Origin of the sequence: Rhodococcus sp. NPDC060084 (assembly GCF_042730335.1) — a bacterium.
In the GTDB taxonomy this organism is placed as follows: Bacteria; Actinomycetota; Actinomycetes; order Mycobacteriales; family Mycobacteriaceae; genus Rhodococcus.
The window spans coordinates 1-26,974 of sequence record NZ_JBHWWX010000023.1 but is presented as its reverse complement, the minus strand read 5'-3'; the positions used below and the strand labels follow the sequence as shown (position 1 = coordinate 26,974).

The 26,974-nt window shown below is 68.0% G+C and carries 19 protein-coding genes and 2 tRNA genes; 12 read left to right on the top strand and 9 right to left on the bottom strand.

Annotation, left to right across the window (positions count from 1 at the left end):
* Positions 1-25: 25 nt before the first annotated feature.
* Together ACFWBU_RS13470 and ACFWBU_RS13465 are read left to right on the top strand one after the other, a co-directional pair.
* Entirely contained in the window at positions 26-9,310 is a 9,285-nt protein-coding gene (locus ACFWBU_RS13470) for a fatty acid synthase subunit beta domain-containing protein (protein ID WP_378528477.1), read from the top strand.
* Positions 9,311-9,331: 21 nt separating this feature from the next.
* Complete coding sequence (locus ACFWBU_RS13465) at positions 9,332-9,736, top strand: holo-ACP synthase (protein WP_169620435.1); 405 nt, start codon at positions 9,332-9,334, stop codon at positions 9,734-9,736.
* Positions 9,737-9,746: 10 nt separating this feature from the next.
* Here the strand turns inward: ACFWBU_RS13465 and ACFWBU_RS13460 are convergent, their stop codons facing one another.
* A complete protein-coding gene (locus ACFWBU_RS13460; protein WP_169620436.1) occupies positions 9,747-10,535 on the bottom strand; it encodes a TetR family transcriptional regulator in 789 nt (262 codons plus the stop codon).
* Between the two features lie 215 nt (positions 10,536-10,750).
* On the opposite strand from ACFWBU_RS13460, the gene ACFWBU_RS13455 reads away from it, so the two are divergent.
* The gene (locus ACFWBU_RS13455) at positions 10,751-12,115 is read left to right on the top strand and encodes a dipeptidase (RefSeq protein ID WP_169653198.1); all 1,365 of its coding nucleotides are present in this window, start codon (positions 10,751-10,753) and stop codon (positions 12,113-12,115) included.
* On the opposite strand, the gene bcp is transcribed toward ACFWBU_RS13455, so the two are convergent.
* Positions 12,112-12,585 (bottom strand): thioredoxin-dependent thiol peroxidase, encoded by a 474-nt coding sequence (gene bcp, locus ACFWBU_RS13450; protein WP_169620438.1) that lies wholly within the window; start codon positions 12,583-12,585, stop codon positions 12,112-12,114. The two genes, ACFWBU_RS13455 and bcp, sit on opposite strands and share 4 nt — an antisense overlap.
* A gap of 73 nt (positions 12,586-12,658) precedes the next feature.
* Between bcp and ACFWBU_RS13445 the strand changes: the two genes are divergently transcribed.
* A complete protein-coding gene (locus tag ACFWBU_RS13445) occupies positions 12,659-12,883 on the top strand; it encodes a DUF3618 domain-containing protein (protein ID WP_169620439.1) in 225 nt (74 codons plus the stop codon).
* A 122-nt stretch (positions 12,884-13,005) separates the two neighbouring features.
* Here ACFWBU_RS13445 and ACFWBU_RS13440 read toward each other — a convergent pair.
* Positions 13,006-13,081 (bottom strand) — tRNA-Lys (locus ACFWBU_RS13440).
* Positions 13,082-13,400: 319 nt separating this feature from the next.
* On the opposite strand from ACFWBU_RS13440, the gene ACFWBU_RS13435 reads away from it, so the two are divergent.
* Both ACFWBU_RS13435 and ACFWBU_RS13430 read left to right on the top strand, forming a co-directional pair.
* Positions 13,401-14,558, top strand: coding sequence for an Ig-like domain-containing protein (locus ACFWBU_RS13435; protein WP_378528495.1), 1,158 nt, complete (start codon positions 13,401-13,403; stop codon positions 14,556-14,558).
* A 32-nt stretch (positions 14,559-14,590) separates the two neighbouring features.
* Positions 14,591-15,739: a lipase family protein gene (locus tag ACFWBU_RS13430; protein WP_378528494.1), complete on the top strand. Its 1,149-nt coding sequence runs from the start codon at positions 14,591-14,593 to the stop codon at positions 15,737-15,739.
* Between the two features lie 94 nt (positions 15,740-15,833).
* Here ACFWBU_RS13430 and ACFWBU_RS13425 read toward each other — a convergent pair.
* Positions 15,834-15,906: transfer RNA gene (locus ACFWBU_RS13425), tRNA-His, on the bottom strand.
* An 84-nt stretch (positions 15,907-15,990) separates the two neighbouring features.
* Positions 15,991-16,590, bottom strand: coding sequence for an oligoribonuclease (gene orn, locus ACFWBU_RS13420; RefSeq protein ID WP_169653200.1), 600 nt, complete (start codon positions 16,588-16,590; stop codon positions 15,991-15,993).
* A gap of 85 nt (positions 16,591-16,675) precedes the next feature.
* On the opposite strand from orn, the gene ACFWBU_RS13415 reads away from it, so the two are divergent.
* Positions 16,676-18,283, top strand: coding sequence for a helicase HerA-like domain-containing protein (locus ACFWBU_RS13415; protein ID WP_378528476.1), 1,608 nt, complete (start codon positions 16,676-16,678; stop codon positions 18,281-18,283).
* Here the strand turns inward: ACFWBU_RS13415 and cmrA are convergent.
* Positions 18,280-19,086, bottom strand: coding sequence for a mycolate reductase (cmrA, locus tag ACFWBU_RS13410; protein ID WP_378528475.1), 807 nt, complete (start codon positions 19,084-19,086; stop codon positions 18,280-18,282). The two genes, ACFWBU_RS13415 and cmrA, sit on opposite strands and share 4 nt — an antisense overlap.
* Before the next feature lie 111 nt (positions 19,087-19,197).
* Here cmrA and ACFWBU_RS13405 point away from each other — a divergent pair, with 111 nt between their 5' ends.
* The gene (locus ACFWBU_RS13405) at positions 19,198-20,529 is read left to right on the top strand and encodes an MFS transporter (RefSeq protein WP_296551112.1); all 1,332 of its coding nucleotides are present in this window, start codon (positions 19,198-19,200) and stop codon (positions 20,527-20,529) included.
* Between the two features lie 24 nt (positions 20,530-20,553).
* Here ACFWBU_RS13405 and ACFWBU_RS13400 read toward each other — a convergent pair whose 3' ends face one another.
* A complete protein-coding gene (locus tag ACFWBU_RS13400; protein WP_346765417.1) occupies positions 20,554-21,237 on the bottom strand; it encodes a TetR/AcrR family transcriptional regulator in 684 nt (227 codons plus the stop codon).
* 135 nt (positions 21,238-21,372) lie between these two features.
* Here ACFWBU_RS13400 and ACFWBU_RS13395 point away from each other — a divergent pair, with 135 nt between their 5' ends.
* Positions 21,373-22,599, top strand: coding sequence for an oxygenase MpaB family protein (locus tag ACFWBU_RS13395; protein WP_296551110.1), 1,227 nt, complete (start codon positions 21,373-21,375; stop codon positions 22,597-22,599).
* Positions 22,600-22,620: 21 nt separating this feature from the next.
* On the opposite strand, the gene ACFWBU_RS13390 is transcribed toward ACFWBU_RS13395, so the two are convergent.
* A complete protein-coding gene (locus tag ACFWBU_RS13390) occupies positions 22,621-23,466 on the bottom strand; it encodes an alpha/beta fold hydrolase (RefSeq protein WP_378528474.1) in 846 nt (281 codons plus the stop codon).
* A gap of 24 nt (positions 23,467-23,490) precedes the next feature.
* Positions 23,491-24,132 (bottom strand): TetR family transcriptional regulator, encoded by a 642-nt coding sequence (locus ACFWBU_RS13385; RefSeq protein ID WP_169620447.1) that lies wholly within the window; start codon positions 24,130-24,132, stop codon positions 23,491-23,493.
* A 152-nt stretch (positions 24,133-24,284) separates the two neighbouring features.
* Here ACFWBU_RS13385 and ACFWBU_RS13380 point away from each other — a divergent pair, with 152 nt between their 5' ends.
* The 3 genes from ACFWBU_RS13380 to ACFWBU_RS13370 are packed head-to-tail and all read left to right on the top strand — an operon-like array spanning position 24,285 to position 26,916.
* A complete protein-coding gene (locus tag ACFWBU_RS13380) occupies positions 24,285-25,406 on the top strand; it encodes a ferredoxin reductase (RefSeq protein ID WP_169653207.1) in 1,122 nt (373 codons plus the stop codon).
* A 44-nt stretch (positions 25,407-25,450) separates the two neighbouring features.
* Positions 25,451-26,671, top strand: coding sequence for an acyl-CoA desaturase (locus ACFWBU_RS13375; protein WP_169620449.1), 1,221 nt, complete (start codon positions 25,451-25,453; stop codon positions 26,669-26,671).
* Between the two features lie 11 nt (positions 26,672-26,682).
* Complete coding sequence (locus ACFWBU_RS13370; protein WP_169620450.1) at positions 26,683-26,916, top strand: hypothetical protein; 234 nt, start codon at positions 26,683-26,685, stop codon at positions 26,914-26,916.
* Positions 26,917-26,974 lie beyond the last annotated feature (58 nt).

Genomic DNA, 26,974 nt, shown 5'->3' with positions numbered 1-26,974 from the left:
GGTGTCCAGGAGAGGAAATACACGCGTGACGATCGACGAGACCACACCAGGCGACAACGGACGGAACTCGAAGGCATCACGACGCACCGGTGAACGGGGAGCCGTCGGCGCATCCCGGGGTGCTCTGGTGGACAAGTTCCTTGCCGGCGAGCGCTATGCCCTCGCGTTCGGTGGCCAGGGTGCGCCGTGGCTGGACTCGCTCGGAGAACTCACCCGTGACAACGGCCTCGAGCCCGCACTGACGGACCTCGTCAACGCAGCAGCGGCATACCTCGCGCCGGTCGCCGCAGATCTCGTCGTGGTGCGCCCCGCGGGCTTCGACCCCGTCGCATGGATCCTCGAGCACGAACTCGCGGACGAGGACGCCCCTCTCGCCGGGCCCACCGCTGCAACTCTGACGTCCGCCGCCGTGTCTCTTCCCGGCGTGCTCCTCACCCAGCTCGCCGCGCTGCGTGCGCTGGCGAACCAGGGGCTCGACGTCAACGAGGTTCCGCCGTCCGCCGTGATCGGCCACTCCGCGGGTGTCCTCGCGGTCGAAGCCGTCTCCGCCGGCGGCCGCAGGGACATGGAGATCCTGGCGATCTCTCAGCTCATCGGAGCGGCTGCAGCGCTCGTCGGACGCCGCCGCGGTCTTCTCGCGGGCGCGGGCAGGTTTCCGATGCTTGCCGTCGCCGGCGTCGATCCCGAGCGCCTCCGCTCGATCGTCGCCGAGACCTTCCGAGACCAGGATCCTTCTCGGAGTGCGGTGGTCGCGATCCGTAATGCCCGCCGCCGCGTCGTGCTGTCCGGTCCGCCGGCCGCGCTCGAGCGCGTGCAACAGCGATGCGAGCAGATCACCGCTGCCGAGACCCGCGAACGTGAGTCCAAGCAGCGTGGCGGCGCGGTGTTCTCACCGACCTTCGAACCCGTCTCGGCCGAGGTGGCATTCCACCACCCCGCATTGGCGGACGCCGTCGACCAGGTCGCCGATTGGGCAGCCCGCTGCGGTCTCGATGCCCACCTGGCCCGCTCGCTCGCCGAATCGATCCTCGTGGCCCCGATCGACTGGGTGGAGCAGGTGGACACGGCACTCGAGTCGGGTGCGTCGTGGATTCTCGACCTGGGCCCAGGCGAGCTGCTCACGCGCATGACCAGTTCCGGACTGCGCGGCCGTGGAGTCGGAATCCTCGCCGCGTCCACCCGTGGTGGCCAGCGCAATCTGCTCACGCCCGGCGCGGAGCCCGAGATCCCGCGCGCATGGACCGAGTTCGCACCGACCCCGATCACGCTGCCGGACGGTCGCGTCGGTGTGGAGACGGCGTTCACCCGTCTCACGGGCAGGTCACCGATCCTGCTCGCCGGTATGACGCCGACGACCGTCGACCCTCGGATCGTCGCGGCCGCTGCGAACGCCGGCCACTGGGCCGAACTCGCGGGCGGCGGGCAGGTCACCGAGCAGATCTTCGCCGACAACGTCGCGGGCCTGCAGAACCTGCTCGAGCCCGGCCGCGCGGCGCAGTTCAACTCGATGTTCCTCGACCCGTACCTGTGGAAACTGCATGTGGGCGGTAAGCGCCTGGTGCCGAAGGCCCGCGCGGCAGGCGCACCGTTCGACGGTGTCGTCGTGACGGCGGGTATCCCGGACCTCGAGGACGCGGTGCAGATCATCTCCGATCTGCGCGACGCCGGCATCGAGCACATCGCGTTCAAGCCGGGCACCGTCGCACAGATCCGTTCGGTGATCCGGATCGCGAACGAAGTTCCGAACTTCCCGGTGATCGTCCACATCGAGGGCGGTCGCGCCGGCGGTCACCATTCGTGGGAAGACCTCGACGACCTGCTCCTCGACACCTACGCCGAACTGCGCACCCGCCCCAACCTCGTGCTGTGCGTCGGCGGCGGTATCGGTACCCCCGAGAAAGCGGCCGACTACCTGACCGGTCGCTGGGCGACGCGTCACGGTTTCCCGGCGATGCCGCTCGACGGCATCCTCGTCGGCACCGCGGCGATGGCGACGCTCGAGGCCACGACCGCGCCGGCCGTCAAGCAATTGCTCGTCGACACTCCCGGCACGCCCGACTGGGTCGGTGCGGGTACCGCATCCGGCGGTATGGCGTCGGGCCGCAGTCAGCTCGGTGCCGACATCCACGAGATCGACAACGCGGCCTCACGCACGGGCCGTCTCCTGGACGAGGTCGCCGGTGACGCCGACGCCGTGGCGGCGCGCCGCGACGAGATCGTCGCCGCCCTCGACATCACAGCCAAGCCGTACTTCGGCGACGTCGGCTCCATGACGTACCTGCAGTGGCTGCGCCGCTACCTCGAGCTCGCCGTCGGAGCGGATCATGCACCCGAATTCGATTGCGGCGCAGACCTGTCCGACGCCGTCGCCGAAACGCATGTCAGCCTCTGGACCGATGTGTCGTGGCGCGAGCGCTTCCGATCGATGCTGCAGCGCGCCGAGGCACGCCTGCACCCCGTCGATCGCGGCCCGATTCCGACGCTGTTCGCCGACGACGCCACGCTGGAACGGCCGTACGCGGCGCTCCACGCGCTCACCGCTCAGTACCGCGACGCGGACGAGATCGTCCTCCACCCCGCCGACGTGCCGTTCTTCGTATCGCTGTGCAAGACCCCCGGCAAGCCCGTGAACTTCGTGCCCGTGATCGACCGGGACGTTCGCCGCTGGTGGCGTTCCGACTCGCTGTGGCAGGCACACGACCCTCGTTACGGCGCCGATCAGGTCTGTGTCATCCCCGGCACCGTCGCCGTCGCGGGAATCACGCGAGTGGACGAGCCCGTCGGTGAACTGCTCGATCGGTTCGAGAAGGCCACCGTCGACGAGTTGCTGGCTGCCGGTATCGAGCCGACGCCGATCGTCGCGCGGCGACATCTCGATCTCGCGCCCGGCGTGCTCGACGCGGTGCTCTCCTCCCCGGACGTGTACTGGGCCGGTCGCCTGACCCGCAATCCGGTGCACCGTCTCGGCGACCTGAACGACTGGAACGCGGAATCCGATTCCGCGGCGTCGCATGCGCCGACCGGCGCGACCCTGACCGTCCTCGACGACCGGCACGTCGGGTTGCGCGTCCCGCTCGCCCGGGACAAGGCCGTCGACATCCGCATCACCGTGCCCTCGTCCGTGGGCACCGGCGGAGCACCTGTCGTGAGCGACACCGACGCGGACGCGGCGATGTCTGCGCTGCTCGGCGTCGCAGCGGGCCAGGAACTGCCGGCCGTCAAGAAGGGCGCCGCCCGGGTCACCCTGGGCTGGCTGCCGGAAAAGATCGCGGACCACGCCGGAGTGACCGGTTCGGGCCTGCCCGAGAACCTGACTCCCGCCGGCAACGGCGTGCCCGACGTGCTCGTCGGTGCGTGCTGGCCCGCGGTGTTCGCCGCACTCGGGGCCGCACGCACCACCGCCGACCGGTCCGTCATCGAGGGCATGCTCGATCTCGTTCACCTCGATCACGCCATCGACGTCAAGAACGGTCTGCCCACCGAGCCCGCCTTCCTGGGTGTCAAGGCAGAGGTCGCCGGAGTCTCCGACGCCGATCTCGGTCGTGTCGTGCAGGTGAACGTCGTGATCACCGCCGACAACGGTGACGGTTCCGGCCACAACGTCGTCGCAACCCTCGTCGAGCGCTTCGCGATTCGCGGTCGTACCGGCAGCGCCGAACTGGCCGATCCGGTCCGCGCAGGTGGCGCCCTGAGCGAGGATGTCACCGACACGCCTCGTCGGCGCCGCCGCGATGCGGTGATCGTCGCCCCCACCGATATGACCGCGTTCGCGAGGGTCTCGGGGGATCACAACCCGATCCACACATCCGGCAACGCCGCGCTCCTGGCGGGGCTGGGCGGCCCGATCGTCCACGGTATGTGGCTGTCGGCGGCCGCTCAGCAGGTCGTCACGGCCGCCGAGACGGACGCGAAGCTCCCGGTGAGGAAACTGACCGCGTGGACGACGCGCTTTCTGGGCATGGTCCGGCCGGGCGCGAAGATCGACGTGCGCGTCGATCGGATCGCCACGGATCGCGGCGCCGAGGTCGTCGAGGTGAGTTGCCGGGTCGACGGGGATCTGGTCATGGTGGCCACCGGGCGCATCGCCGCCCCGAAGACCGTCTACGCGTTCCCGGGACAGGGCATCCAGCGTCCGGGCATGGGTCTCGACGCCCGCGCCCGCAGCAAGGCCGCCCGGGAGATCTGGGATCGCGCCGACAAGCACACCCGCACGGCTCTGGGGTTCTCGATCCTCGCCGTGGTGCGCGACAACCCGACAGTCCTCACAGCGCGGGGCGTGACCCACAAGCATCCCGACGGCGTCCTGCATCTGACGCAGTTCACGCAGGTCGCGATGGCGACGCTCGGCGTCGCGCAGATCGCGGAGTTGCGTGAGGCCGGCGCGTTCCTCGAGGATGCGCTCCTCGCCGGGCACTCGGTCGGCGAATACAACGCCCTCGCGGCGGTCGCCGGTGTGCTGCCGCTCGAGGCCGTGCTCGAGGTGGTCTTCCAGCGTGGCTCGGCGATGCACGCTCTCGTGCCGCGCGATGCGCAGGGCCGCTCGGACTACCGCATGGCGGCGATCCGGCCGTCGCAGTTCGGCGTGGCCGACGAGGACCTCGAGGCGTTCGTCGCCGCGGTCGCGGACCGGTCCGGAGAGTTCCTCGAGATCGTCAATCTGAACCTGAGAGGATCGCAGTACGCGATCGCGGGCACGGTGGCGGGTCTCGACGCACTCGAGAAGGTGATCGAACGCAAGGTCGCCGAGTTCGGCGGCAAGCGCGCCTTCATTCTCGTGCCGGGCATCGACGTGCCGTTCCACTCGACCGTGCTGCGCGGCGGTGTGGACGACTTCCGGGAGCGCCTGCTGCACCTGCTTCCCGAGCAGATCGATCCGGACATCCTCGTGGGACGCTATATCCCCAACCTGGTGCCCAAGCCGTTCGACCTGAGCCGTGAATTCGTCCAGGAAATCGCGGATCTGGTGCCGTCCGAGCCGCTCGCCGAGGTCCTCTCCGACTTCGACGCGTGGTCGGCGGACCGGTCCGGGCTGTGCCGCGTCGTGCTGGCCGAGTTGCTCGCATGGCAGTTCGCATCGCCGGTGCGCTGGATCGAAACGCAGGACCTGCTGTTCGCGCCGGAATCCGAAGGTGGTCTCGGCGTCGAGCGGTTCGTCGAAATCGGCCTCGGTGCCGTCCCGACGGTGGCGAACCTGGCGTCGCAGACGTTGAAGCTTCCGGGCCGATTCGGTCAGCCCGTCGAGGTCCTCAACATCGAGCGTGAAGCATCGGTCGTGTACTCGACGGACGTGGATCCCGCACCGTTGGAAGACGACGAGCCCGAAGCACCGTCCGCCGAGGCCGCGCCCGCTGCGACCGCGGTCCCTGCTGCTGCCCCGGCCGCGCCGGCCGGTGGCCCGACCCCCGACGACATCACGTTCAAGGCCGCCGACGCCACGAAGGTGCTCATCGCCCTGTGGACGAAACTGCGCCCCGATCAGATCGGCCCCGCGGACACGATCGAGGCATTGTGCGACGGCGTGTCCTCACGTCGTAACCAGTTGCTCGTCGACCTCGGTTCCGAGTTGTCGCTCGGTGCCATCGACGGTGCTGCGGATGCGGACATGGGCGCGCTGGCCGGCACGGTCGATCGTCTGGCCCGTACCTACACCCCGTTCGGGCCGGTGCTGACCGATTCGATCAACGACCACCTGCGCAAGGTGTTCGGCCCGTCGGGCAAGCGTCCCGGCTACATCACCGACCGGGTCGCGAAGGTGTGGGGACTCGGCGAGGGCTGGGCCCGGCACGTCACCGCGGAGGTTGTGCTCGGTAGCCGCGAGGGCACGTCCGTTCGCGGCGGTGACCTCGGCGGGTTGTCGCAGGGTGCGCTCGCGGACACCGCGTCTGTGGACGCGCTGATCGACGCCGCTGTGCAGTCCGTCGGGTCGCGCCGCGGGATCTCCGTGTCGATGCCGTCCGCCGGTGGCGGGACCGGCGCGACCGTCGACGCCGCGGCACTCGGGGAGTTCACCGAGCAGATCACCGGCCGGGACGGCGTCCTGGCGAGTGCTGCACGCCTGGTGCTCGAGCAACTCGGCCTCGACCAGCAGGTTTCCGGCCTGGCCGACAAGGCCGACGACGAACTCGCCGAGTTGGTCTCGGCCGAGCTCGGCGCGGACTGGTCCCGGCAGGTTGCGCCCGCCTTCGACGCTCGCAAGGCCGTGTTGATCGACGACCGCTGGGCGACCGCACGCGAGGATCTCGCCCGGATCTGGCTCGGGGACCCGATCGGCGTGGAGCGCTTCGACGGTGCGGGCGCGACGGTCGCTGCGCACGCCGCGTTCTGGCGGGCCAAGGCCATCGACGCGGGCCGCGTGGTGTCGGCCGAGACCTACGGTCGTATCGCGGCCGCCGCCCAGGCCACGGGCGACGCCGCGTACACCGGAGAGGTCGCAGTCGTCACCGGAGCCAGCAAGGGCGGCATCGGCGCCGCGGTCGCAGCCGAGCTACTCGGGGGCGGCGCAACGGTGGTGGTCACCACGTCGCGTCTCGACTCGACGCGCCTCGGTTTCTACAAGGATCTCTATGCGCGGAACGCTCGCGCCGGTGCTGCCCTCTGGGTGGTGCCCGCGAACATGGCGTCGTACGCCGACGTCGACGCGCTGATCGAGTGGATCGGCACCGACACCGTCGAGAACGCGGGCGGCACCAAGAAGCTGATCAAGAATGCGCTCACACCCACCCTGCTGTTCCCGTTCGCCGCACCCCGTGTCGCCGGATCGCTGGCCGACGCCGGTGCTCGCGCCGAGATGGAGATGCGGGTTCTGCTGTGGTCGGTGGAACGGCTGATCGCCGGTCTGTCCGGCATCGGCGCGGACACCGACGTCGACACGCATCTGCACGTCGTGCTGCCGGGCTCCCCGAACCGTGGGATGTTCGGTGGTGACGGCGCGTACGGCGAGTCCAAGGCGGCACTCGACGCGATCGTCACCCGCTGGAGCGCCGAGCGCACCTGGGCCGAGCGCGTCACCTTGGCGCACGCGCTCATCGGCTGGGTCCGGGGGACGGGACTGATGGGCGGCAACGATCCGCTCGTCGAGGCCGTCGAGGCGGCCGGCGTGCGCACGTGGTCCACGTCCGAGATGGCCACCGAAATGCTGAAGCTCGTCGGACCGGAGGCCAAGCGACTCGCGAAGCAGGCTCCGCTGGTCGCGGACCTCACCGGGGGACTCGCCGAGGCAGCCCTCGATCTGCCGGCGCTCGCGAAGCAGGCCCGGGACGCGGCCGAGGTCGCGGACGCACCCGATCGGGACACCGACCCGGATGCGACGATCGCGGCTCTGCCCGCGGCCCCGCGTGTGGACGAGCTGCCGACGCCGGAGTGGTCCGCACTCGATATCGATCCCGCCGACATGGTGGTCATCGTCGGCGCCGGTGAACTCGGCCCGTACGGCTCGGCCCGCACCCGTTTCGAGATGGAGGTCGACGAGGAACTGTCGGCAGCCGGTGTGCTCGAGTTGGCGTGGGTCATCGGCCTGATCGAGTGGGAGAACGAGCCCGAGCCGGGCTTCTACGACGCGGAAACCGGCGCGCTGGTGCCGGAAGCGGAGATCGCCGATCGCTACCACGACGCGGTGGTCGAGCGCTGCGGGATCCGCCGCTACGCCGACGACGGTGCGATGACCGACAACACGGCACCGCTGTTGACCTCGGTCTTCCTCGACAAGGACCTGTCGTTCGTGGTGGGTTCCGAGGTCGAGGCCCGCGCCTTCGTCGACTCCGACCCGGAGAACACGGTCGCTTCGGTCGATGCCGAGTCCGGCGACTGGACGGTCACCCGCAAGGCCGGCACCGAGATCCGCGTGCCGCGCAAGGCGAAGCTGACCCGCACCGTCGGCGGCCAGATCCCCACCGGCTTCGACGTCACGCGGTGGGGCATCCCCGCCGACATGGCGGACTCGGTGGACCGGGTGGGGCTGTGGAACATCGTCACGACGGTCGACGCGTTCCTCACCGGAGGGTTCACCCCGTCGGAACTGCTGCGCTGGGTGCACCCGTCGCTGGTCGCCAACACGCAGGGCACCGGCATGGGCGGCATGACCTCCATGCGATCGCTCTACATCGACACGCTGCTCGGTGAGTCCCGTGCGAACGACATCCTGCAGGAAGCCTTGCCGAACGTCATCGCGGCGCACGTCGTGCAGTCCTATGTCGGTGGCTACGGCGCGATGGTGCATCCGGTGGCGGCCTGCGCCACGGCTGCGGTGTCCGTGGAAGAAGGCGTCGACAAGATCAAACTCGGCAAGGCGAAACTGGTCGTCGCGGGCGGCTTCGACGATCTCGGTATCGAAGGCATCATCGGCTTCGGCGACATGTCGGCGACCGCGAAGTCGGACGACATGCGGGCCAAGGGCATCGACGACCGTCGTTTCTCGCGGGCCAACGATCGCCGGCGCGGCGGGTTCGTCGAGTCGGCGGGCGGCGGCACGGTCCTGCTCGCCGCGGGTGATGTCGCACTCGAGATGGGCCTGCCCGTTCTCGGTGTGGTCGCCTGGGCCGGATCCTTCGCCGACGGTGTGCACACCTCGATCCCGGCGCCCGGCATCGGTGCGCTCGGGGCAGGTCGCGGTGGGCTCGAATCGGGGCTGGCCAAGGAACTGCGCAAGCTCGGCGTGACCGCAGACGACATCGCGGTGATCTCCAAGCACGACACGTCGACGGCGGCGAACGACCCGAACGAGGCGGAGTTGCACGAACGGCTCGCGGGAGCCCTCGGCCGCAGCGACGGCAACCCGATGTTCGTGGTGTCGCAGAAGTCGCTGACCGGGCACGCGAAGGGCGGTGCGGCAGCGTTCCAGCTCGTCGGACTGTGCCAGGTGCTGACCCAGGGCGTCGTCCCGCCGAACCGCAGTCTCGACTGTGTCGACGAGAAGATGGCCGAGTTCGAGCACCTCGTGTGGCCGCGCACCCCGTTGCGGTTCGGTGAGCAGTACGCGCTCAAGGCAGGCCTGCTGACGAGCCTCGGGTTCGGGCACGTATCCGGGCTGATCGCGGTGGTGCACCCGCAGGCGTTCGTCGAGGCGGTCCCGGCAGATCGTCGTGAGGAGTACCGCGCGGCAGCAGCGGCACGCACGGTCGTCGGCAAGCGGCGCCTGGCATCGGCGATGGCCGGGGGTGCGGCGCTGTACCAGCGGCCCGCGGACCGTCGTTTCGGTGGAGACGCGGTGCCCGCCGCCGCCGCCCGTCATCTCGAAGCGGCTGTGCTGCTCGACGCGGATGCACGACTCGGCGACGACGACGTGTACCGCCCGGGCCTGCCCGGCTGCAAGTAACGACGGGACAGGGACAGCAGGATGGGAGTTGCGGGTATCGGGTTCGACCTCGTGTCGGTTCCGGAGTTCGCCGAGCAGTTGAGCCGTTCGGGCACGACGATGCTGGGGAACTTCACGCCGGGGGAGCGCCGTGACGCGAATACCCGCAGCTCCGATCCGGCGCGGCATTTCGCGGCCCGGTGGGCCGCGAAGGAAGCGGTGATCAAGGCGTGGTCGGCCGCACTGTTCGGCCGCCCGCCGGTGCTGCCGGAGACCATCCACCAGCAGATCGAGGTGGTCTCCGATGCGTGGGGACGCCCGAGCATCCGGCTGCACGGCAAGGTTGCGGAGCAGTTGACGGGGATGTGCATCCACGTGTCGTTGACTCACGACGGCGACATGGCCGGTGCGTTCGTGGTGCTCGATGCCGCTGACGGCCACGGGTAGGAGCGGCCGGTCAGCTCAGGGAGGAGGGCGTGGGCTCCGCGCGGTGCGCACCCGCAGGTTCGGTCTCCTTGGACCGTTCGGACTCCTCGCGCCGTTTGCGCTTCTTCGCCTGGGTTCGCGAATCACGCTCGGCCACTTGGAGATACGCGACCATGATGCGCTTGAGTTCGGCCACCGCCTCGGCGTGGGTCTGGTCGTCCTGCACGGAGAAGTTCAGCATCGAGTAGACGACGTGGACGAGCACCTCGGCCATGAGCTTGCGACGAGGGCGAGGCGTGTCGGGAGTCAGGGGCGCGAGCATCCGCGCTACCTGCTCGGCGAATTCCCTCTCGTGGATCGCGCCGGTGGCCCGGGTGGACGGAGTGGACTGCATCGCGAGCCAGACCTCGCGCCGGGAGGGATCGGTCGCCCACAATCCGGCCATGTGATCGACGAAGCTGTTGAGAAACCGCAACCAGTCGACGGAGGGGATCTCGCCGTTGAACTTGGCGAGTTCTTCCTGGACGCCGACGAGATCCTGGCGGTTGAGTTCACACACGATCACGTACTTGTTGGCGAAGAACTGGTACAGCGTGCCGATGGGTACGTCGGCGCGGGCTGCGACTTCTTCGCAGGTGAACGACTCGAACCCCACCTCGGTGAGCAGCTCCCGGGACGCGGCGAGCAGCGCGTCGAACTTGCGCCGGCTCCGTTCCTGAGTGGGCCGCCGGCGGGGCACAAGCTCTTGTGGCTCCGTCTGGACCTCGAGCGCCGGGTCGATCCGGCGCGGGGCGCGGCGGCTGTTCGATGCTGACTCCACCCGCCCAGGCTAGCCGTACCCTTCACGAATACCGAGCACTTGCTGTGTACGCGAGTGGCAATAACCCGGCTTGTGCTGAGTTCCGGGCGCGGAACACGGAAGGGTGACATCGTCGCGGCGTGCGCACGTGGCGGTACCGGCCCCGGTCCTAGGATGTGAGGAGACCACCTCGGGTCGACGCGGAGGTTGTCGTCCCGGCCGCAGGAGGAGATTCGATGACCGACGCAGAGACCGTGCAGCGGATACGTGACCGGGTGCGGGATTCCATGGGCACCGCGCGAAGCGAACTCGAAACGCTGGTCGCGTTCCGATCCGTGGCCGACCCGCGCCAATACCCGGTCGAAGAATGCGTCGCGGCGGCCCGGTGGGTGTGCGACGCGTTCGCAGCGGCCGGCATCGAACAGGTCGATCTCGTCGAGACGGTGGACGGATCACATGCCGTGATCGGTCACACCCCGGCTCCGCCCGGAGCACCGACCGTCCTGCTCTACAGCCATTACGACATCCAGCCTCCCGGCGACGAATCCGAATGGGAAAGCCCGCCTTTCGTGCTCACCGAACGCGACGGCCGCTGGTACGGCCGGGGCGCGGCGGACTGCAAGGGCAACATCGTGATGCACCTGCTCGCCCTGCGTGCGTTGCTCGCGGACGGCGCGCTGCCCGTCGGCGTGCGAGTGGTCGTCGAAGGTTCGGAGGAGATGGGCGGAGAGGGCCTCGAACACCTCGTGGCCGCGCGACCCGACCTGTTCACCGCGGATCTCATCGTCGTCGGGGACTGCGGCAATGCCGAAGTAGGGCAGCCCACTCTGACCACCACCCTGCGCGGCACGGCGAACGTCGTCGTTCACCTCGAAACCCTCGCCGGCCCCGTCCACTCCGGTATGTACGGCGGAGGCGCCCCGGACGCGCTCGCCGCGCTGGTACGACTGCTCGGCACACTGCGTGACGACGACGGAAACACCGTCGTGGACGGCCTCGACGCCACCGCGACCTGGGACGGTGTGCCGTACCCCGAAGAGCGGTTCCGGTCGGATGCCGGGGTGCTCGCGGGAGTATCGCTCCCGACCTCCGCCACCGTGGCCGACGCGGTGTGGGCGCGACCCGCGCTCACCGTTCTCGGAATCGACGCCCCGCCGGTCGTGGGGTCCGCGGCGGCGATCGTGCCGCGCGCGTCTGCGCGCCTGAATCTCCGCGTGCCGCCGGGGGTCGATGCGCTGACAGCGCAGGACGCGCTCGTCGCACACCTCGAAGCACATGTTCCGTGGGGCGCACACCTGCGCATCGAGCGGGAAGTCGTCGGTGAACCGTTCCGCGCGGCTGCCGACGGCCCCGGCTATGCGGCGTTGCGTGCCGCCCTCGAGACCGCGTACGGCCGCGACGTCGGCTCGGCCGGGCAGGGCGGATCGATCCCGCTGTGCACCGCGCTGCAGCGTGCGGTACCGGGCGCCGAGATCGCCCTGCTCGGTGTGGAGGAGCCGCGCTGCGTGATCCACGCTCCCAACGAGAGTGTCGATCCGTCGGAAATCGAGAATCTTGCCGTCGCCGAAGCTCTGGTGATGCGCTCGCTCGGGTCCGGTTAGACCGACAGGTCGCGTCGCAGCTTCGCGACGTGCCCGGTCGCGCGCACGTTGTACTGGGCAACCTCGATCTTGCCGTCCGCATCGACCACGAACGTCGACCGGATCACCCCGGTGACGGTCTTGCCGTACATCTTCTTCTCACCGAACGCTCCCCACGCGGTGAGCGTCGACTTGTCCGGATCGGACAGCAACGGGAACGTGAGGCCCTCGTTGTCGCGGAACTTGGCGAGCTTGGCCGGCTTGTCGGGGGAGATGCCGATCACGTCGAGTCCCGCGTCACCGAGTTCGGCGAGGCTGTCCCGGAAGTCACACGCCTGCTTCGTGCAGCCCGGCGTGCTCGCGGCCGGGTAGAAGTAGACGATCACCTTGCGTCCGCGATAGTCGGACAACGAGACTTCGTTGCCGTCGGCGTCCGGGAGTGTGAAGTCGGGAGCGGGGTCGCCGGGCGAGAGTCTGTTGTTTTCGGTCATGTCCGCGACAGTAGTAGACCGATCGTCCACTACCGTGGTCGCAGCACACTGCAGCGACCTTCTGGAGGATCACGTGGGTAGGGACACCGAGGACATCGAGCGGGAGATCGAAAAGGCCCGGAACCAGCTCGCGGGCACGCTGGACGAACTGAGCGTTCGCGCCAACCCGAAGAATCTGGTGGCGAGCACGAAGCAAACGCTCGTCGCGAAGCTCAACCAGCCGGCGGTGAAGAAGTACGCGTTGGTGGCGGCGGGCACCGTGGTGGGTCTGCTGGTGCTGCGCAAGATCCTGCGCTGACACACCCGACCCGAACACTGTGCCCGCGCCGATGGCGCGGGCACAGTGCGTTTGGGGAACATCACAGTTCCGGTCGCGCAAACGAAAGATCCCCTCCCGGCGTTGCCGGAAGGGGATCTTTGTGGTGCGCCATCAGGGACTCGAACCCCGAACCCGCTGATTAAGAGTCAGCTGCTCTGCCAATTGAGCTAATGGCGCTTGGCTGGTGTCTCCGGGCTGTTGTCCCGGCGACGAAAAGAAGATTACACACCTTCGACTACCGCACCAAATCGGCTGGTCACAGCGATTTCCGCGGCGAAGGCATGTAACGAACGCGCAGCGGAGACCGATTGTCATCGGAACGTTATCGACAGGGGGGGAGTCGGTCGTCGAGACGGACGACCGACTGGCATCATCTGAACAGGACGTATGACGTGCAATTTCGGTGCCTTGTGGGGAGGGGCGGAATCGGAGAATGGCAGTGAAGGCTGGAAGTGTGACGCATCCTCGGCGGCGCAGTGCCGGGGCGGTGCTCGGGATGTTGCTCGTCGGGCTCATGGCGTTCGTCACCGCATGCTCGGGCGGATCGGGTTCCGGCGCGGACGAGGTGCCGATCGATTCCAATCCTCTTGCGGCACTGATCAAGCCCACTGTCTCGTCCAGCGTCACCGACGGGGACATCGGGTTCTCCCCGATCGACCCCGTGACGGTGTCGCTGATCAACGGAAAACTCGACTTCGTGACGCTGCTCACTCCCGCGGGGGAACCCGTCGCGGGTGAACTCGCCCCGGACGGCCTGTCGTGGGTCAACACCGAACCGCTCGGGTACAACCGGGAGTACACCCTCGAAACCGTCGCCTACGGTCTGGGCGGGTCGGCAACGACCGTCGCGTCCTTCACCACGTCGGCGCCGGGCAATCTGACCCAGCCGTATGTGATGCCCGGCGACGGGGCGGTCGTCGGTATCGGGCAGCCCGTGGCCGTCCAGTTCGACGAGAACATTCCGGACCGGCGCGCGGCCGAGGAAGCGATCACCGTGGTGACCGACCCTCCGGTCGAGGGCGCCTTCTACTGGCTCAGCAACCGGGAGGTGCGCTGGCGTCCCGAGCAGTACTGGACACCCGGCACGACCGTCACGGTGGACGTGGACGTCTACGGCAAGGATCTCGGCGACGGCTTGTTCGGCCAGGACGACGTCCACTCCTCGTTCACGATCGGTGACGCGGTGGTCATCACCGCCGACGACAACACCAAGCAGGTCACCGTCAACCGCAGCGGTGCCGACGTGATGACGATGCCCACGTCTTTCGGCAAGGACGACGCCCCCACCCCGAACGGGGTGTACGTCATCGGCGACCGCTTCGAGCACCTGATCATGGATTCCTCGACCTACGGGGTTCCGACGGATGCGCCCGAGGGGTACCGCACGCCCGTGGACTGGGCGACCCGCATGTCGTACAGCGGCATCTTCTTCCACTCGGCGCCGTGGTCGCTCGGTGACCAGGGCGTGCGCAACGTGAGCCACGGCTGTCTCAATCTGAGTCCTGCGAATGCCAAGTGGATCTTCGACAACACCAAGCGCGGCGACATCGTCATAGTCCGGAACACCGTCGGCGGAACCCTCGAGGGCACCGAGGGCCTCGGCGACTGGAACATCCCGTGGTCGACGTGGAAGGCCGGCAACGCCGATACCTGACCCGTCGTCCCGATCTCGAGGAGGCGTCCATGATGCAAGTCCGGGATCGGGAGTCGTGGTGGATCACCTCGGTGATCGCGACGGTGCTGGTGGCCTCCGTGACGGCGCCGCCGGCGGATGCCGAGCCGGTGGGTTCTCCGCCGCCGGGAGAGATCGTGTCGGTGCAGCCCCTCCCGCCCGAGCTGTCCCTCCCGGGTGCACCGATCGCGGAAAAGCTCGAATACCGCACCGAGTGGCGCTCCGGTGAGGACACGGTCGCCACCGGCGCGCTGTTCCTGCCCGAGAGAACAGCGCCGGAGGGCGGATTCCCTGTGGTCGCCTGGGCGCACGGCACCGTCGGTATAGCCGACGACTGTGCATTCACCACCGATACGCCTCGGCCGGCACGCGAGAAGTCGTACCTCCGGCACTGGCTCGACCAGGGATACGCCGTGGTGGCCGCCGACTATCCGGGGCTGGGCTCGGAAGGCCTGCACCGCTACCTCGACGGCCCGAGTGCCGCGAACAGCATCGTGGACAGCGTCCGCGCCGCACGGGCCACCGGCGCCCCGCTCTCCGAGCGGTGGGTAGTGGTCGGTCATTCGCAGGGTGGCCACGCCGCAGTCCACACCGCGCACATCGCGACGCGGCGCGCCCCCGAACTGGACTTCCGGGGCACGGTCGCGACGGGAGTGCCCGCCAACCTCGAGAACCTGTTCATCCTGGGCGTGCCGGGCTTCCCGGATCCCGGCCTCTCGGGACTGACGGCATTCAGCGGCTATCTGTTCGCCGGCCTCCGCGACGCCTATCCGCAGGTCGACGTGGACGGCTACCTCACCCCGGCCGGCCGCGAGGTGCTGGACCGAGCGGAGGTTCTCTGCATCGGCGAGCTCAACGCGTCCGTGCGGGATACCGGAATCGGCGACTTGCCCGCGCGTCCGCTGTCGCAGGGCGACCTCCCCGCCGCTCTGGCCGAGTACCTCGCCGTCCCCACCACCGGCTACGACCGTCCCCTGTTCTTCGGTCACGGTGTGGACGACAGGGTGGTGCCGTTGCCGTTGTCTGCAAAGCTCGCCGCCGACATGTCCGCCGGGGGTGCCGACGTCGACTACCGCGTATACGACGCCGATCACCTCACGGTCATCGAGCTCTCGGCACTCGACTCCACGCCGTTCGTCGCGCGCGTACTCGCAGATCGATAACGACCGGAAAACGAAGAATTGCGTCCCGCGGCCGGGGCATCACGGCAACGGAAAAGGCCCCCGACCGGGATCGCCGGTCGGGGGCCTTCTATCGGGTGAGTGACGGGACTCGAACCCGCGACAGCCAGGATCACAACCTGGTGCTCTACCAACTGAACTACACTCACCATCGCATTCGCATGTGGCCGGGGCCGCTTGCGCCTGCGGTAGAGATACTAGCGTGACTTTGCCGGAAATAACGAATCGGCAGGTCAGGCCGGTCCGAGGTCCTCCACGACCGCGGCGATGTCCTCGGGGGACGGTCCGGGTGCGGCAACGAAGGCGGTACGCCGGTAGTAGCGGAGTTCGCGGATCGACTCCTTGATGTCGGCCAGTGCCCGGTGCGACAACCCCTTTTCCGGCTGCCCGAAGTAGATACGCGGGTACCAGCGGCGGCACAGCTCCTTGATCGAACTCACGTCGACCATCCGGTAATGGAGGTAGCTGTCGAGTTCGGGCATGTCGCGGGTGATGAACCCCCGGTCGGTGCCGATCGAGTTACCTGCGAGCGGCGCCGTGCCCGCTTCCCCGACGTGTTCTCGGATGTAGTCGAGCACCAGCTTCTCGGCTTCCGCGAGCCCGACCGTCGAGCGGCGCACTTCCTCGGTGAGCCCCGAGCGGGCGTGCATCTGCTGCACGACCTCCGGCATCGCCGCGAGTGCTTCGTCGTCGGCATGGATGACGATGTCCACGCCTTCGCCGAGCACGTTGAGTTCGCTATCGGTCACCAGTGCCGCGATCTCGATCAGCTTGTCGCTGTCGAGCCGCAGTCCGGTCATCTCACAATCGATCCATACGAGTTTGTCCTGCACGAGATACAGCGTAGTCAGGCGTCGGACAAGTTAAGGTCGGCAGTGGCATTGCAGTGGTCACACGCGCGCCGTAAGGAGCATCCGTATGCCGGACGACACCGAGCTCCCCGACCACCACGACGACGAGTCCACGCCGGCGGGCGCGGCCGCACGGATCGCCGCCGGGTACGCGGCGACAGGTCCCGCGCTCGAACTCGGCGCCGTCGTACTCGACGGTGTGGCCGACCCGTCGGCGAAGGTGCGCATCCCTCTGGCCACGATGAACCGGCACGGGCTAGTGGCGGGCGCCACCGGAACGGGCAAGACCGCAACACTGCAGTTGATCGCCGAGCAGCTGTCGTCCGCCGGGGTGCCCGTGGTGATGGCCGATGTCAAAGGCGATCTGTCCGGTCTCACCGGAGAAGGCGTGATCGAGGAGAAGATCGTCGCGCGCGCGATCGACACCGGCGACGAGTCGTGGGAGCCGCGTGGATATCCGGTGCAGTTCTATTCGCTCGGCACCGAGGGGGCGGGCATCCCGGTCCGTGCGACCGTCACGTCGTTCGGACCGATCCTGCTGAGCAAGGTGCTCGAACTCAACGCGACCCAGGAGTCCACACTCGGCCTGATCTTCCACTGGGCCGACCAGCGGGGGCTGGCGTTGCTGGACCTGAAGGACTTGAGCGAGGTCATCAGGCACTTGACGAGCGACGAGGGAAAGGCCGATCTCCAGAGCATCGGCGGGGTGTCCGGAGCTACGGCCGGGGTGATCCTGCGCGCGCTCGTCAATCTCGAGCACGCCGGGGGCGACACCTTCTTCGGTGAGCCGGAATTCGAGACCGAGGATCTGCTCCGGTTCGTCGACGGCCAGGGCGTCATCAGCCTGTTCGAACTCGGCGATCGAGCGACACAGCCGGCGTTGTTCTCCACATTTCTGATGTGGTTGCTCGCGGACCTGTTCCAGGCTCTGCCGGAGGTCGGGGACCTCGAGAAGCCGAAGTTGGTGTTCGTGTTCGACGAGGCGCATCTGCTGTTCACCGACGCGTCCAAGGCGTTCCTGCGTCAGGTCGAGCAGACCGTCAAGCTGATCCGCTCGAAGGGCGTGGGGATCATCTTCTGCACCCAGTTGCCCTCGGATGTGCCCCGGCCGGTGTTGTCTCAGCTCGGGGCTCGTATTCAGCACGCAGTGCGTGCGTTCACCCCGGAGGATCGCGATGCGCTGGACAAGATCGTTCGCACCTATCCGGCGACGGACGCGTACGACCTCGGCGAGGCACTGACCGCGCTCGGAACCGGGGAAGCGGTTGTGACGGTGCTGTCGGAGACCGGCGCGCCCACACCTGTGGCATGGACGCTGATCCGGCCGCCTCGCTCCCGGATGGGGTCGGTGGGGGAGAACGCGATCCTTGCGGCCGCCCAGTCCAGCCCGCTCTACGGGAAGTACGGCCGCACCGTCGACCGTGAATCGGCGTACGAGAAGCTGTCCGCGTCGGTGGCCGGCGCCCCGGATGTCGATCCGGAGTTCGAGGCCTCGCCGCTGCCCGCGGGTGCCGACGAGGTCCTGCCGGAGTCTGCACGCGACGACGAGCCGTCGACGATCGAACAGGCGCTCGGGAGTCCGGCGGTCAAGAGCTTCCTGCGGTCGGCGGCGTCCGCGGCGGGCCGGGAGATCGGCCGCAGCATTTTCGGAACCGGACGCCGCCGCAGGCGTTAGTCCGACCCGAGTTTGCGGTAGAAGGCACCGGCGATCGGTGCGGAGACCGACCGGGGGGCGAACTGTCCCGCCGCCGACATCGCCTTGCTGATCACACCGGGCACGATGCGCATCCGGTTGGCAGCGAGGGCGTCGAGCGACACCTTGGCGGTGTGGGCGCTCGAGATCCACAGGAAGTCGGGCACGAGTTTGTCGACGATCGACGCCTCGGCAGGGTCGGGTTCCTCGGTGCGCACCGGTCCGGGGGCGAGAAGCGTGATGTGGACGCCGGTGCCTTTGAGCTCGCCGCGCAGCGACTCGGAGAACGTGTTGACGAAGGCCTTGGTCGCGGCGTAGGTCGCGTTGTGGGGGATGGGCATGTTGCCGGCGGCAGACCCGACCATGAGGATCGCGCCGGACCTGCGCTCGACCATCTGCGGCAGCACCGCGAGGGTGAGATCGTGCACCGCGACGGCGTTGAGTTCGACTTGGGCGCGTTCGTATGCCGGGTCGAGTTCGGCGACCGCACCGAAGGTGGCGATTCCCGCGTTGTTGCAGAGGATGCTGATGCGTCGTCCGGCGAGTTCGTCGACGAGGACTGCGCGCGCGTCGCGGTCGGACAGGTCGCAGGCACGTACCTCCACGGCGACGCCGTGTTCGGTGCGCAGCGTGGCGGCGAGGGATTCCATGACCTCGCCTCGTCGTGCGACGAGAATCAGGGAGTGCCCACGTGCGGCGAGTTCGGTGGCGAGGGCTTCGCCGATACCGGAAGAAGCTCCGGTGACGACGGCGCGGGCATCGGGATGGGGATTCGGCAGAGTCACGGTGGGTCAGCCTAGCGGGATCGGGCCGGGACGGGTCCGCGGTGTCGGCCGGGTGCGACTCGCGACGCCGGTGCGGGGACGATCGGTCCCGAGCGGCTTAGGCTGCGCACCATGAGCGCACACACGCACGCTCCGGCCGGGGCCGGGGGTGCCGCGACGGGCAGACAGGTCTTCGCGTGGGGTCTGTGGGACTGGGGATCGTCCGCGTTCCACGCGGTGATCCTCACCTTCGTCTTCTCGGTCTATCTCACCGATGCGGTGGGCGACGACCTGCCCGGCACCGTCTCGGCGACCTCGTGGCTCGGGTGGGCACTGGGTATCTCGGGTGCGATCATCGCGGTCACCGCACCGATCTTCGGACAGAGGTTCGACGCGGCGGGACGCCGGAAACGTTCGCTCGCGATATTGACTGCGCTCACGGTCGCGGCGATGGCGGGCATGTACTTCGTGCGCGACGACTACCGCTATCTCTGGCTCGGTCTTGTCCTGCTCGGTGCCGCATCCGTGGCCGCCGAGCTTGCGCAGGTTCCGTACAACGCGATGCTTCGGCAGGTCTCCACCGAGGACAATCTCGGACGGGTCTCCGGATTCGGTTGGGCCATGGGCTATTTCGGCGGGATCGTGCTGTTGCTGGTGTGCTATGCCGGTTTCATCTCGGGCGACGGAGACGTACGCGGTCTGTTCGGGGTCTCCACCGACGGCGGTGCCAACATCCGCCTCGTGGCGCTGCTGGCAGCGGTGTGGTTCGCAGTCTTCGCGTTGCCTGTGCTGTGGTCGATACCGGAAAAACCGGTCGAGCGCGGCGACGAGACACGTCGGGTCGGCATCGTCGAGTCCTATCGCGTGCTCTGGCGCGATCTGCGCGAGCTGTGGCAGGTCGACCGCCGCACCATCTGGTATCTCGGCGCATCTGCGCTGTTCCGGGACGGTTTGGCGGGTGTGTTCACCTTCGGTGCGGTGCTGGCCGTCAACGTGTACGGGATCAGCGCGGCGGACGTGTTGCTCTTCGGCGTCGCGGCCAATGTCGTCTCGGCCCTCGGTGCCCTCGCCGCCGGGCGCGTCGACGACCGGTTGGGCCCCAAAACCGTCATCGTCGGTTCGCTGATCGCGATGATCGCCGCGGGAACGGTGCTGCTGGTGGTCTCCGGTCCGACGATGTTCTGGATCTTCGGACTGGTGCTGTGCCTGTTCGTCGGCCCCGCCCAGTCGTCGGCCCGCACCTTCCTCGTCAGGCTCACGCCGCACGGGCGGGAGGGGCAGATGTTCGGCCTCTACGCGACGACCGGTCGTGCGGTGTCGTTCCTCGCGCCGACGCTCTTCGGATTCTTCGCATGGTGGTTCGCCACCGACCGCGCAGGCATCGTCGGTCTGCTGCTCGTGCTCGCGATCGGTCTCGCGGCGCTTCTCGCGGTCCGCGCGCCCGACGCGCACGCCCGTCCGTGAGCTCGTGTCCGTCGTTCGGCGGATCTACACCGTAGGGCCGGACGAGTCGGCCGGATCCAGCATCGGCACGAGAAATCGGCGAGCGATTCGCGCCAGCTGGGCATCGTCGTCGAGATCGACCAGACGGCTGGGATAGGTGAGGAAGGATGCGGAGATCCGCACCATCATCTCGGCGACCAGATCCGTATCCAGCGCGCGAGAAATGTTGCCGGCCTGTTGTTCACGGCGAAGCTGGCCCGCGACGAAAGCCCGTACGGTTGCCAGCATTTCTTCCCCGTTGCCCACCACGGAACCGGCGAGCAACGTGGGTTCCGTCTCGAGGAGACCGCCGATGAGCGGGTTGGTGCGGACGGCGTGGAGTGAACTGACGAAGCCGGCGACGACGCGATCGGCGGCGGTGTCGGCACGTGCGATGTCGTCGAGGAACCGCGTGAAATAGCGGCGGATCTCACGAAGGACCACTTGATCGACCAGAGCGTCCTTCGACTCGAACTTCCGGTACACCGTGATCCGCGACAATTGTGCGCGCCGCGCGATGTCTTCCATCGAGGAGCGCTGGATGCCGAGGCGGCAGAACTGCTCGTATGCGGCGTCGAGGAGTCGCGTGCGGGTGCGGTCCTCGTCGCCGGGCTGTTCGACGGCGTCGTGATATGCGCGATCGAGCAGCGACTCCACGTTTGTGCTGCGGACGAGCGGGGCTTGTTCCACGGTGTCCTCCTGGGATCCCGAGTCTACTGCGGCGCCTGTCGGAAAACCCCCGCCCGGGAAGGGCGATTGTGGTCTGATGTTACAGAGACACAAAATATGTCTCATTGCATCATCTGCTGGCCGGGGAAGGTACCGATGGAGAATCTGAGTAGACGCAGAATGCTCGAACTGAGCGGCGCACTCGGCGCACTGGGAGCGTTCTCGCTTGCCGCTCCTGCCCACGCGCAGCCGTGGAGATGGTCGCCCGCCGGGTCGATTCCCGGCGCGGGGAGCGGTGCCGATCCGAGGACGGTATGGGACACGGAGGCCGATCCGCTGGTGGCCTCGCTGCTGGACCGCGGGGATGTGCCGAGAGTCAACGAACTCCTCCGGACCTGGACCAAGAACGGTCAGCCGCTCCCCGACGGCCTGCCGGGGGACCTGAGAGAGTTCATGGAGCAGGCGCGGCAGTTGCCGGCCTGGGCGGATCCGGGCAAGCTCGAGACAGCCGTGCGTTTCAACGAGAAGCGCGGGTTGTATCTCGGCGTCCTCTACGGCTTCGCCAGCGGCATGATGAGCACGGTCATACCCAAGGAAGCGCTCGCTGTCTACTACTCCCAGGGCGGCGCGAACATGAAGCGCCGCATCTCGAAAACGGCAAAGCTGGGATACGACATCGGAACTCGCAACGCCTACCTGCCCGACGGCGAAATGGCAGTGACCGCCGTGAAGACCAGGCTGGTTCATGCTGCGGTTCGTCATCTCCTGCCGCAGTCTCCGCACTGGGAGCACGCCGCTCCGGAGAACATCCCGATCAGCCAGCACGACATGATGGTGACCTGGCACAGCCTGCCCACCACGGTCATGCGCACCTTGAAGGCATGGAAGGTGCCCATTGCGGCTGCCGAGGCCGACGGTTTCCTGCACTCGTGGCAGATCAGTGCCCACATGCTCGGCATCGAGGACCAGTACATACCCGCCACGTGGGACCAGGCCGAATCCCAGGCCGTGGAGGTGCTGGATCCGATCCTCGCTCCCACGCCGGAGGGCATCAAGCTCGCCGACATCCTGCTCGATCTCGGTGCGGGACTCGACTTCACGCTGCTGACCCGGCCGATCCTGGGTGCCCTGACGCGTTTCATGCTCGGGAACGAGATCGCCGACTGGTTGAACATTCCCCGCGAGCCGGTGTGGGGCACCCTCCTCGACGTCGCGTGGGGACCGTTCGTCGCCGTCCGCGAGGGACTGCTCCCGCTTCCGCTCGCTCCCGAGGCGTACTGGACGTTCGACGAGTTGCTCCGTCAGTTCGTGCTGCTCTACATGTCCGAGTTGCGGCCCATCAGCATCGAGATACCGGAGTTCAACAATCCGAACTACCGCTGACAGAATCTCGCCGGTGAGCGGTCAGCCGCCTGCCGCGGTTCCGGCCCGGCGCCGGATGGCGTCGGCGGCGGCGGCGGGTGCTTCTTCCGGAATCCAGTGCGAGACGTCCGGAAGTACGACGAATTCGTAATCGGCATCGACGAATTCGTGGCACCGCTCCGCCGCGGCGGAACCGATCGCCGAGTCCCCGGTGCTCCAGACGTAGGTTGTCGGCACCTGTACCGGCGGGGTCGATTCCCACTCGCGCGACATGGCTCGATACCAGTTCAGTGCCGCGGTGAGCGCGCCCGGACGGGACAGCGTCCGGACGTAGTGGTCCACCGAGTCGCGGTCGACGCTCGGATCGAACATCGCCCGCAGCCTCCGGGCATCGTCTTCGAGCAACACGGATTCGGCCTTGTCCTCCATGCGCAGGAGCTGGATGTACGACGAGCGGGCGCGCTGGTCGTCGTCCTCCCGCAGTGCCCAGCCGTACGCAGCGAGATGCGGCACCGAGAACCCGGTGAGCGTGGAGACGCGGTCGCGGTGGTGCGCGGCGGTGTGCCATGCGACCGCGGCGCCCCAGTCGTGTCCGACGAGGTGAGCCTGCTCGATCTCGAAATCGTCGAGCAGCCCGATCACGTCTCCGGCCAAGGCGGAGATCTCGTAATGGCCTACGCCCTCGGGTCGTGCACCGGGAGAGTAGCCGCGCTGATCGGGTGCGATCACCCGGTATCCGTCGCGTACGAGCAGGCGGGCGACGGCCGTCCAACTCCGTGCGGTCTCGGGAAAACCGTGCAGCAGCACCACCGGAGGGCCGCCGGGTGGTCCCGCAACCCGGACATCGAAGGTCAGATCGCCCAGTGTCGTTTCGGCGTTTCCGCTCATGACCTCCACGGTACGGAGGTCGGGTCAGTTGTGCGTCGGCTTCCAGGCGGCCATGCCGAGCAGGATCAGCCGCATCTGTTTTTCCGCGCGAGTGATCACTTCTGCTTCCTCGGGGCTGCCGGGCCGTGGCACCGACAGCAGTTCCAGCACGACGTCGAGCATCGCGGTGACCAGCAGGTCGGCGACCATCTCGAGGTCGTCGAACGGCCACTGTTCGAGCCCGGGTGTGCGGGCGAGGTCTGCGGCCAGTTCGCCGGCGAGCAAACGCAGTTCGGTCGTGATGGCGCGCGCGACTTCAGGTTGGCCTCCGTGGCGTTCACGCGCGAGGAAGCGGAACGCGGGCTCGTGTACCCGCACTTCACGCACCAGGATGCGGAGTGACTCGCGGGCGGTGGCGGGACCGGGGGAGCGTCGCGCGTCGCGCAGCAGGCGTCGCAGCACCCGCATCGTATCGGCGGCGAGGGTGACGCCGAGTTCCTCCATGGAGGCGAAGTGGCGGTAGAACGCCGTCGGCACGATTCCGGCGTGCCGGGCGACCTCGCGCAGGCTGACGCCGGCAAGACCCCGGTCCGAGGACAGCTCGAGCGCCGCGTCGAGAAGTGCCTGACGGGTGCGTTCTTTGCGCTGTGCTCGGGTCGTGGAGGACGGGGCCGGTGCTGCTGACACGTTTCGAGTGTAGGCAGACGGGCCGGCGGCACGGGCACCGGGTGTAACCGGGGTCACAAACCGGTTGACACAGGGGAGCTACCGCCTGTCACACTTACTTGAGTGCACGGATGTGCACTCAGAATACGATGTCGCTCGGAAGGCAGGCACCAATGATTGCGCGCCACCTCCCCCCTGTAGACCATGCGCGGACGTTCGCCCGAAAAGTGCTCGTCAGCGCCCTGGGGACCCTCTCGAGTCCGCACCATCCCGACCGGTACCTCGAGCTGGTCGATCCTCTGCTCGCCACTTCCGTCACCCGTGCTCGGATTACACACGTGGACCGAAATGCCTCAGGATCGGTGACGTTCACCGTCAGCCCGGCGCGGCCCGTGCGGTTCGAACCGGGAAGCCACGTTCCGCTGTCGATCACGGTCGACGGCGTGCGGCACACCCGGACCTATTCACCCGCGTACGCACCCGGTGCGGTACGCGACGGAAGCGGGCCGATCGTGTTCACGGTGGGGTTGCACCCGGACGGGATCGTCTCCCGCCACCTCTACGAACACGCGCAGCCCGGACTCGTCGTCGAACTCGGTGAACCGGCGGGCGATTTCGTGCTCCCGACACCGCGATCCGAGCGACTGATCCTCATCGGCGGTGGGTCGGGGATCACCCCGGTGCTGTCGATGCTCGAGGGACTCGCCGCCGAAGGGCACACCGGTGCGGTCACGTTTCTGTACTACGCCCGGACTCCGGCGCATGTCCCGCGGCGCGAGGCACTCGATGCCCTCGCGGCGCTCCCCAACGTCGAGGTCGTTCTCGTGTACACCCGGTCCGGTGACGGCGCTCTCCAGGGGCGTTTCGACGCCGCCCACCTCCAGGCTGTCGCACCGTGGTTCGCCGATACTCCGGTCTACGTGTGCGGGCCTGCGGGCCTGGTGTCCCGTGTTCGGGACGTCTACGCCCGAGACGGCGCCGAGAACCTCGTCCACGTCGAGGAATTCACACCGCCGACCTACACGGTCGATCCGGACGACGCCACCGGCACGGTGTCGTTCGCCTCGTCGGGTGTCGTCGCCGACAACACCGGCGTGACGGTTCTCGAGCACGCCGAGAACGCGGGTCTGACACCCGAGCACGGTTGCCGGATGGGAATCTGCCACTCGTGCACGGCTGTCCGGCTCTCCGGCTGCACCCGCGACGTGCGGACCGGTGAACTCGATTCGGAGCCCGGAACGCGAATCCAGATCTGCATCAACGCGCCGGTCGGCGACGTCGCCGTCGATCTCTGACGCTCGACTCCACAGCATCCAGACCGATACCACTGGAGGACACCATGTTCGGATTGTCCCTGCCCTCGATTCCCTTCCTGCCGTTCCTCTCGGGATCCTCCGCGCCCGCGGATCCCGAACCGCTGGTGCTCACCCGGGAACACATCGACGAACTGGGCCGCGAACTCGACGCGTTGCGCGAGGAGACCGTGGCGTCGCTCGGCGACGAGGACCGTGAATACATCTATCGCATCATCAAGGCGCAGCGTGGATTCGAGGTCACCGGCCGCGGCCTGATGTACCTCGGCTTCTTCCCGCCCGCGTGGGTTGCGGGGGTCGCGGCACTGAGCGTGTCGAAGATCCTCGACAACATGGAGATCGGGCACAACGTGATGCACGGCCAGTACGACTGGATGAGGGAGCCGTCGCTGAACTCGCGCACCTTCGAGTGGGACACCGTGTGCCCCTCGGACCAGTGGCGGCACTCGCACAACTACATGCACCACACGTTCACCAACATCGTCGGCAAGGACCGTGACATCGGGTACGGGATCCTGCGGATGGACCCCAACCAGAAATGGCACCCGTACTACCTCGGCAACCCCGTCTATGCGGCCGCACTGATGCTGCTGTTCGAGTGGGGAGTGATGATGCACGACGCCGAGGCGGAGAACATTGTCGCCGGTACCCGGTCGTGGCGAGACGTCCTTCCGCTCGCGCAGGGCTGGTGGCGCAAGGCGCGTCGTCAGGTCGTCAAGGATTACGTGGCGTTCCCGCTGCTCACCGGCCCGCTGTTCGTGCCGACCCTGGTCGGCAACGCGACCGCGAACGTGGTGCGCAACGTGTGGGCGTATTCGATCATCTTCTGCGGCCACTTCCCGTCGGGCGTGCAGTCGTTCAGCGAGGACGAGACGGCCGAGGAGACGCGCGGCGAGTGGTATGTGCGCCAGCTGCTCGGCAGCGCGAATATCTCCGGATCGCCACTGTTCCACATCATGTCGGGCAACCTGTCGCACCAGATCGAGCACCACCTGTTCCCCGACCTGCCGGCGCACCGATACCCGGAACTCGCGCCGCGTGTCCGGGAGCTGTGTGAACAGTACGGATTGCCGTACAACAGCCGCGGCCTCACCGCCCAGGTGGCATCCGTGTGGAAGAAGATCTTCACGTTCGCACTGCCGCCGAACTGGGTGTCGCAGACCCCGGACATCTCGGTGCTTCTCGAGCGTTCGCCCCGCGAGCAGGCCGACGACGCTGCGGGTACCCTCGCACGGGAGAACGTCTGAGGGGGAGTGCCATGGTCGGGAAGTTCGAACGCAACAAGGACACCATCCAGGAGATGACCGAATCGGCAGCGACGCGAGTCGGCGCTATCGCCGGGATCATCACCGGAGCCGTCCGAGACGTCACCCGCGAGGTCGGCGGGTGGATCACCGATGGCATCGAGATGCGTGAAGCTGCCCGCAAGGCGCGTAGCGACGAGGAGCGCGGAGCTGCCGAGGGCGGCCCGACGGTCTCCACGACGGAGTAGCGCGCCGCGCACGCTGCCGGAAATCACGCAGCACAGTAGTCGGCCACAAACGGCGGGC